Raw genomic sequence first — 7,083 nt, 5'->3', positions numbered from 1 at the left:
CAGCCCGTCGCTTCAACTTCGTCGCTGCTTTCGCTGCGTCGCTGTCGTTGCGAGAGACGAGATATTAATGACCTTCGTTACGACACGCAAGCACTTTGTGAAACTATTTTGAAGGTGCGGCATTTTCCCCTGACCTCCCGGCACTAGCCAGCGCGTGCGCTATATATAGGCGGCTCCGCACACCAGCACCGCAGCCTTTGGGCACAATAGCACCCATGAACACCGATCTCCCCAACGACACCCCTGGGCATCCGCATCCCTTCGCCGCCCTGCTGCCCGACACGGTCATCGCCGCCGTCGAGCAACTCGGCAGTTATAGCGACGGGCGCCTGCTCGCCCTCAATAGCTACGAGAACCGCGTTTATCAGATAGGGATGGAGGACGGCCCGCCGTTGATTGCCAAGTTCTACCGTCCCCGGCGATGGACGGATGCGGCCATTCTCGAAGAGCACGCCTTCACGCGGTCGCTCGCACAAAACGAGATTCCCGTCGTCGCCCCGCTCGAAGTCGAAGGCCGAACCCTGCATCATTTCGACGGCTTCCGCTTCGCTCTATTCCCCCGTCGCGGCGGCCGTGCGCCGGAACTTCAGGATCCTGACACGCTCAACTGGCTGGGCCGATTCCTCGGACGCATCCATGCTCACGGCGCCGTCGAGCCCTTCGAGCATCGCCTGACACTGGACATCGACACCTACGGTCGCGCTCCCGTCGACTATCTGTGGACGAACGACTTCATTCCGTCAGACTTGCGCGACGCCTGGCGAACCATCGTCGATCTGGCGCTCGACGGCATCGCGCGCGCTTACGAACGCGCGGGAGACGTCAAACGACTGCGCGTGCACGGCGACTGCCATGGCGGCAACGTTTTATGGACCGACGCCGGCCCGCACTTCGTCGACTTCGACGACACCTGCATGGCCCCGGCCATGCAAGACCTATGGATGCTGCTCTCCGGCACGCGCCAGGAGATGACCGCCCAGTTGGACGAGGTCCTTTCCGGCTATGAAGATTTCGCAGACTTCAATCCGCGGGAGCTTCATCTGACGGAAGCCTTGCGCACGCTGCGCCTGCTCCATTACAGCGCCTGGCTCGCACGCCGCTGGGACGATCCGGCGTTCCCCGCCGCCTTCCCGTGGTTCAACACGCAACGCTACTGGCAGGACCGCATTCTGGAGCTACGCGAGCAAGTCGCGTTGATGGAAGAAGCGCCGCTGGTCTGGCGCTGACGGCGACATCGACACAAGCTCGCTCACCACCACCGCCACATGGCGAACGCGAGCGCCGCCGCCACGCACCACTCGGCAGCGGAGCCCGTCGTGACATAAAGCGGCGAGCGAAAACGCGTCCGAAGCGGCCAGCACAGCGGCACCCCCGAGGGCGTCAGCCAATCGGCGAGCAGATGCGACAAATAGCCGGCGCAAAGCGCGAGCATCCACGCCGGCACGTAGCCCCATGCATAGAGACACGCAACGATCGCGAGCACCGGCAGCACCAACGAGTGCGTCATGCCACGATGGCCGAACACCCCGGAGATCGCCAGTGACAGCGGCGCAACGCGGCGTCCGAGCAGGCTTTTCGGATGATCGATATCGGGCAGCAACGCACCGACCAACGTGAGCGGCCACGCATGGACGCTCGCAGCCCAACCCGTGCGATGCATCAGCCACGTCGCGCCGATACCGAAAATGAGATGACTTCTGGCTTGCATGAAAGGAATGGTCGACGCGCGCGAACTCGCTCGAATCCGCACGCCGAAAAAAAGGGGCCGAAGTCTACCACCCCATAACGAACGCAGTCCGCATAAACATGAGGGCGGGATCACCACATCGGGCCGCAACGCGCAACGCCATCGAATAAGACGTCGCGACCACAGCGGCAAATACGACACGTTCCGCGAGATTTCGTTGCGATTCGATTGACGGTGTCACATCCCGACTTTACGATCCGCTCGACCGATGCATTGCGTGCCCCGACGGCAGCCCCCTCTCGTCGATAGCCAACGCTCGCCCCCAGACGAACCCAAGTCAAAAAAGAACCCGGGTCCCCGCAGGAGTTTTCGATGAAGCAGTTTCTGATCCTGGCCGCCGCCGTCGCGCCGCTTGCCGCACATGCCACGAATCCGCTCGTCACGGACGACACCGGCACACAGGACACCGGCAACTGGCAACTCGAACTCAACAGCGAATGGATCACGCAGCCGACCGCACGCCAGCAGCAATGGACCAACACACTGACGTACGGCGTGCTGCCCACTCTCGATATCGCCATCGGCGCGCCGTATCAACGCACGCGCCCCGATGGCGACGGCTGGACCAGCGGTCTGAGCGACCTGCAACTGCAAGCCAAATGGCGCTTTCTCGAAGGCGAGCAATGGAGTCTCGGCGTCAAACCGTTCGTCACACTCCCGACCGCAAGTCAGGAACGGGGCCTGGGCAACGGGCGCGCCACGACCGGCGCCAATCTGCTCATGCAATACAACATCGACCGATGGACGCTGCTCGCCAATGCCGGCTACACATGGAACAACAACGGCAACGGAAATCGTCAGAGCTTGTGGAACGCCTCGACCGCCGTGCTCTTCAGTGTCACGGATGCCTTGCGACTCGTGGGTGACATCGGGCTCGCCACGAACCCCGACAGCACGATGCAAACCAAACCCGCCTATGCACTGGTCGGCGCCATCTACAGCCCGACGAAGGACCTCGACCTGGACGTCGGGTACAAGCGCGGCCTCAATCCCGCATCGATCTCGCACTCGGTGCAGGCCGGGGTCACGATTCGTTGGTGAGCCGCGCCAGAACAGGCATACGCAGCGCGTGAGTCCACGCGCAGGACGCGTGAAAAACGCTCGCGTCGCGCATGAATTTGAGGGACGCCTCAAATTTAATGTCATAAATGCTTGACACAATGCGCAGAATACCCGTATTATTCTTCTTCTCAGACGCGGGGTGGAGCAGTCTGGCAGCTCGTCGGGCTCATAACCCGAAGGTCACAGGTTCAAATCCTGTCCCCGCAACCAGATTCAGGAAAGCCCGTCGATCGCAAGATCGACGGGCTTTTGTCATTGTTGTCGCTCGTGATTGTCACTCATGGCGACGAATACGCGAGGACGGTCCCATTCGCGCGGGCCGTGACCGCGACGTACCACGCGTACCACGGCCTCACATCGTCCTGAAGCCGCGTGAGCGATACGTCGCGCTGCGCCGCCCCTGCGGATGCACCGCACCCGATTCCTCAGCCTCTCGTACGCGTGAACCGCTGCTCGGTGACTCGGCTGCCCCATTGTTCGCCTTCGAACGCCTCCACGAGACGAAAGCCGTGCGACTCGTACAAATGACGCGCCGCATCGAGCCCCTTGAACGTCCATAGGTAGGTCTCGCGAAAACGGGCATCGACGAAAGCCATGGCGTTCGCCATGAGACGTCGTCCAACGCCTGTGCCGCGCAGCGAATCGTCGACGATGAACCAGCGCAAGTGCGCGACGCCTGTCTCGAGATTGCCGTCGATGGCGAGCGACGCAAGCGTGCGTCCATGCTCGACATACAGCCACAATGCATTGCCATCCGCCGGCAATGCCCCAGCAAATTCGGCAAGCCCGGTGGCCACCTTCTTCTCGAAGAACGCGCCGAATCCCCAATGCTCGGCGTAATACCGCGCGTGAAGACTCGCGATATCGCCGATGCATCCGGGCCGATAGCCCTCGGTGATCTGGGTGGCGATATCGGCTTGCATGTCGTGCCGGGTCGAGTTGTCTTGCGCCAGCGCGTCGGCATACAACGCCAGAGAACGCACCAGCGCCGCCTGATCGGCAGGCACGATGCGTCGCAACGCGCTCGACACCTGATCCGTCGCAAAGCGGTCGATCTTGCGGCGCAGCTTCTGCCCCGCGTCGGTCAGATAAAGTTCGGTGGCGCGCGCGTCGTCGCTCGCGGTCAGGCGGCGCACCAGCCCGCCGGCCTCCAGCTTCGCGACCTGACGACTCGTGTTCGATTTGTCCAGACGCAGAATATTGCCGAGGTCTTTGGCACTGATGCCCGGCGTCGCGCCGATCTCGATGATGGCGTGCACTGCCGACGGCGCAAGGTCGCTATCGGCCAGCGTGTTGCGCATGAAGCCGAGCTCGCGAACCAGTCGGCGGGAGAAGTCGCGAAGCTCAAGAATCTCCGCGTCGCGAGGTTTGCCGGGCAGATCGACGATGTCCATGAGGCATCTCATATAAGTTGCGATGTGCAACCAATATAGTTGCACATCGCAACTTATGCAAGAACGTCTTGCGCCCCATCCGAAGCATCACCGCGCCGTATGCGCTTCGCCGAGGTCCCAACGCGACTGCCAGTGTTCGAGGTATTGCCGCGCCACGTCCGGCATATTGCAGATCACGACGACATTCTCCGAATTCCCCGTCTCAGCCGACTCGGCGAAATTGAACGACCCGGTTTCCACCGTCGCGCCGTCCACGACGATCGTCTTGTCGTGATGGATGTGAAACCGGTCATTCGTGCGCACTTCGACGCCATGACGCGTGACGAAATCCATCGCAGCACGACTCGTCTTGCCTTCGTTGCGTTGCTTGTCGACGACCACCCGCACGTCGACGCCGCGACGCTTCGCCGCCACCAGCGCCTCCATGATGTCCGGCGCCTGAAACGAATAGGCAAGCATCCGAATGCTGTGCTTCGCGCTGCCGAGGGTGTCGAGCACCAGCGAACGCGCAGACCCTTCCGGCGAAAAGCCGACCTGAACGCCCGGCTGCGCGCACGAGACTGCCGGCGCTGCGGACACTGCCGATGCCGGGAGCAGCCCGATCAATACCGCCAACGCAACGTCACGCATCGATTTCATCTCCCTCGATATCCGGGCCTTCGGAGCCTTCAAGACACGCACAGCATGCCGTAGCTGCAAAACCATTTCAGACCATCGCAGCGACAACCGCTCGATCACCTGACGCACCTGCGGCAGCACCGGCCCCCCCTCGACGACGCTGCGTCCCGCTCTTCAGACCATCGCAGCGACAACCGCTCGATCACCTGACGCACCTGCGGCAGCACCGGCACCCCCTCGACGACGCTGCGTCCCGCTCGACACCCAGCCAAGCGGATTGTGCAACGTCGGCATCGTAGCGATCACGCAGCTTCGCGTAAACCTTGGTGGCCACGCCGCTCACGCCCGCACGCTTATCGCGCACATCGAGGCTCTGGGCCTTGCTCAGCGCCGTCGGGCTGACGTCACCGCGCACACAGGCATCGCGATCGGTCATGTCGCCGCTCGTCATGGACGCCGTCGGCGAAGGTGGTTCGCACAACAACATGCAACCGTTCCTGCCGATGAATTTCTGCATCGCGTTGCAATACGGGGAGTTTCCGCCGCGTCCGTGAGATCGATGCGAGCGTGTGTGGCGCTCAGCCGCCGAACAGATCGTGGGCGTTCAGGATTTCGTAGGCGATTTCCGGACGCGCCTTGAGACATCGGCGCACGGCCGCAGGAATGGATGCCCGGGTTTTGCGGCACAGGCCCGGGCATGCCACCAGGTGGATATCGAAGCCACTCACTGTGCGGACCTCGTTCGGCCCGGGAGCGATCTCCAGACGAATGCCCAATTGGGCGTAAATGCGCTTCGCTACGTGCTTGAGGTCGGCATAGCTCGTGACCGCTTCGAGGCGGCCAACCAGCCGCTTTTCCTCCGCCTGCGTGAGCATCAGAATGCGCCGGTCGCCATTCGGGTCCTGCAACAGGGCCTCCCGCTCGCAGGTGCAGGCACCGGGCGGGCATTCCGTACGGATGGGGATCGAGGTCTGCGGCACCATGGCAAATACGACGCAGTGGTTGGGGGGACGGGCGTGACGCCCATTGGGTGACGCCCATTATCGGCCAAACCAGTATGTCCCGTGCGATGCCCCCGATCCATTAGGGATTTCGACGGCAGCCGCAGGGCTTGTACTGCCCGCTTGCGCCAGCGCAAATGATGCCGACGAGGCAGACGCTATACTCTCGCGCTCTCATCGCCATCGCGTCACGTCAGGAAAACCTCATGAGCGCACTGCCTCCTTGTCCGAAATGCCACTCCGAATTCACCTACGAAGACGCAGGGGGATGCATTTGCCCGGAATGCGGCCATGAATGGTCGGCGCAGGCGGAAGCTGCGGCAGCGCCGACCGAGCGCGTCTACCGCGACGCCACAGGGGCGATCCTGCAAAACGGCGACACCGTCACCGTCATCAAGGACCTGAAACTGAAAGGATCCGGCGGCACGATCAAGATAGGCACGAAGGTGAAGCACATCCGCCTTGTCGACAGCGATCACGACATCGACTGCAAAATCGACGGTTTCGGCGCGATGCGCCTGAAGACGGCGTTTGTCAGGAAGGCTTGAACTCGCGCGCCGCTCAGCCTCACTCGAACTGCGGCAAATGATCGTCGATCGCGTACCACGGGGCTTCTGACGCCACATTAAGATGCATCTGGCCGGGGGCAGTGATAGGGGTATCGATCGTCCCAAGCGCGACGGAGATCCATTCGGCGAATTCGTCGCTGTTGCCCGACCAGAACAGCGACGCACCGCAGTGAGCACAAAATTCGCGCCGCGCCTGTTCGGACGACGCGTAGGCCTTGAGACTCTCTTTACCCGCAAGAAGGTGAAGATCCTTACGTCTCGTCCTGCCATAACTTGCGAACGCCGCACCGTGCCCCTTACGACACTGACTGCAATGGCAATGGCTGAATTTGACTATCGGTCCGCCAATTTCGAATTTTACGGTCCCGCACAGACAACTTCCTTGAATTACAGACATCGGCAGACTCCCTGAAAAAGGTGGCGTCACTCTCGCCAACCTTTGGAAGTTTACACAGCCCGACACCCGCCGACGTCATCGGCCTCCGATTCCCCCCACTTCGCGCAACAAAGGCTTTCAGTTTCGTACGTTTATCGGATTGCACCGGATCCCTACACTGTCACACATGCAGTGTGACGGGAGGAGACGCCCGCCGAAATGGAAAAACCGGCGCACCTTTGAACTGACCCCGTAAAGTTGGACGGGAAAGTTATGCGGTTAAGGGCTGGGTTCTGTACTGCACAGGACTCAGCCC

The 7,083-nt window shown here is 61.9% G+C and carries 9 protein-coding genes and 1 tRNA gene; 4 read left to right on the top strand and 6 right to left on the bottom strand.

Features of this window, described 5'->3' with window-relative positions; all coding sequences use genetic code 11:
* Positions 1–215: 215 nt before the first annotated feature.
* Positions 216–1,226 (top strand): serine/threonine protein kinase, encoded by a 1,011-nt coding sequence (locus PAN31108_RS26015; RefSeq protein WP_150671637.1) that lies wholly within the window; start codon positions 216–218, stop codon positions 1,224–1,226.
* Between the two features lie 23 nt (positions 1,227–1,249).
* Here the strand turns inward: PAN31108_RS26015 and PAN31108_RS26010 are convergent, their stop codons facing one another.
* A complete protein-coding gene (locus tag PAN31108_RS26010; protein ID WP_150671636.1) occupies positions 1,250–1,708 on the bottom strand; it encodes a metal-dependent hydrolase in 459 nt (152 codons plus the stop codon).
* Between the two features lie 351 nt (positions 1,709–2,059).
* Here PAN31108_RS26010 and PAN31108_RS26005 point away from each other — a divergent pair, with 351 nt between their 5' ends.
* Positions 2,060–2,788 carry a transporter gene (locus PAN31108_RS26005; protein WP_150671635.1) on the top strand — a complete coding sequence of 243 codons (729 nt, stop codon included), beginning with the start codon at positions 2,060–2,062 and terminating at the stop codon, positions 2,786–2,788.
* Between the two features lie 154 nt (positions 2,789–2,942).
* Positions 2,943–3,019, top strand: a tRNA-Met gene (locus PAN31108_RS26000).
* A gap of 215 nt (positions 3,020–3,234) precedes the next feature.
* Here PAN31108_RS26000 and PAN31108_RS25995 read toward each other — a convergent pair.
* From PAN31108_RS25995 to PAN31108_RS25980, 4 genes are all read right to left on the bottom strand, one after another.
* Positions 3,235–4,203 carry a bifunctional helix-turn-helix transcriptional regulator/GNAT family N-acetyltransferase gene (locus PAN31108_RS25995; RefSeq protein WP_150671634.1) on the bottom strand — a complete coding sequence of 323 codons (969 nt, stop codon included), beginning with the start codon at positions 4,201–4,203 and terminating at the stop codon, positions 3,235–3,237.
* A gap of 87 nt (positions 4,204–4,290) precedes the next feature.
* On the bottom strand, positions 4,291–4,842 hold the full coding sequence (locus tag PAN31108_RS25990) for a phospholipase D family nuclease (RefSeq protein ID WP_150671633.1): 552 nt from the start codon (positions 4,840–4,842) through the stop codon (positions 4,291–4,293).
* Positions 4,843–5,023: 181 nt separating this feature from the next.
* A complete protein-coding gene (locus tag PAN31108_RS25985; RefSeq protein ID WP_150671632.1) occupies positions 5,024–5,257 on the bottom strand; it encodes a hypothetical protein in 234 nt (77 codons plus the stop codon).
* Between the two features lie 142 nt (positions 5,258–5,399).
* Positions 5,400–5,804, bottom strand: a complete 405-nt coding sequence (locus PAN31108_RS25980) for a hypothetical protein (RefSeq protein ID WP_150671631.1) — start codon at positions 5,802–5,804, stop codon at positions 5,400–5,402.
* Positions 5,805–6,028: 224 nt separating this feature from the next.
* Here PAN31108_RS25980 and PAN31108_RS25975 point away from each other — a divergent pair, with 224 nt between their 5' ends.
* Positions 6,029–6,370, top strand: coding sequence for a zinc ribbon domain-containing protein YjdM (locus PAN31108_RS25975; RefSeq protein WP_150671630.1), 342 nt, complete (start codon positions 6,029–6,031; stop codon positions 6,368–6,370).
* A 19-nt stretch (positions 6,371–6,389) separates the two neighbouring features.
* Here the strand turns inward: PAN31108_RS25975 and PAN31108_RS25970 are convergent, their stop codons facing one another.
* The gene (locus PAN31108_RS25970; protein ID WP_150671629.1) at positions 6,390–6,788 is read right to left on the bottom strand and encodes a GFA family protein; all 399 of its coding nucleotides are present in this window, start codon (positions 6,786–6,788) and stop codon (positions 6,390–6,392) included.
* Between the last annotated feature and the right edge of the window lie 295 nt (positions 6,789–7,083).

This window comes from Pandoraea anhela (assembly GCF_902459655.1).
Lineage (GTDB): Bacteria > Pseudomonadota > Gammaproteobacteria > Burkholderiales > Burkholderiaceae > Pandoraea > Pandoraea anhela.
The sequence above is the reverse complement of the archived record's forward strand: the minus strand, read 5'-3'. Positions and strand labels throughout refer to the sequence as shown.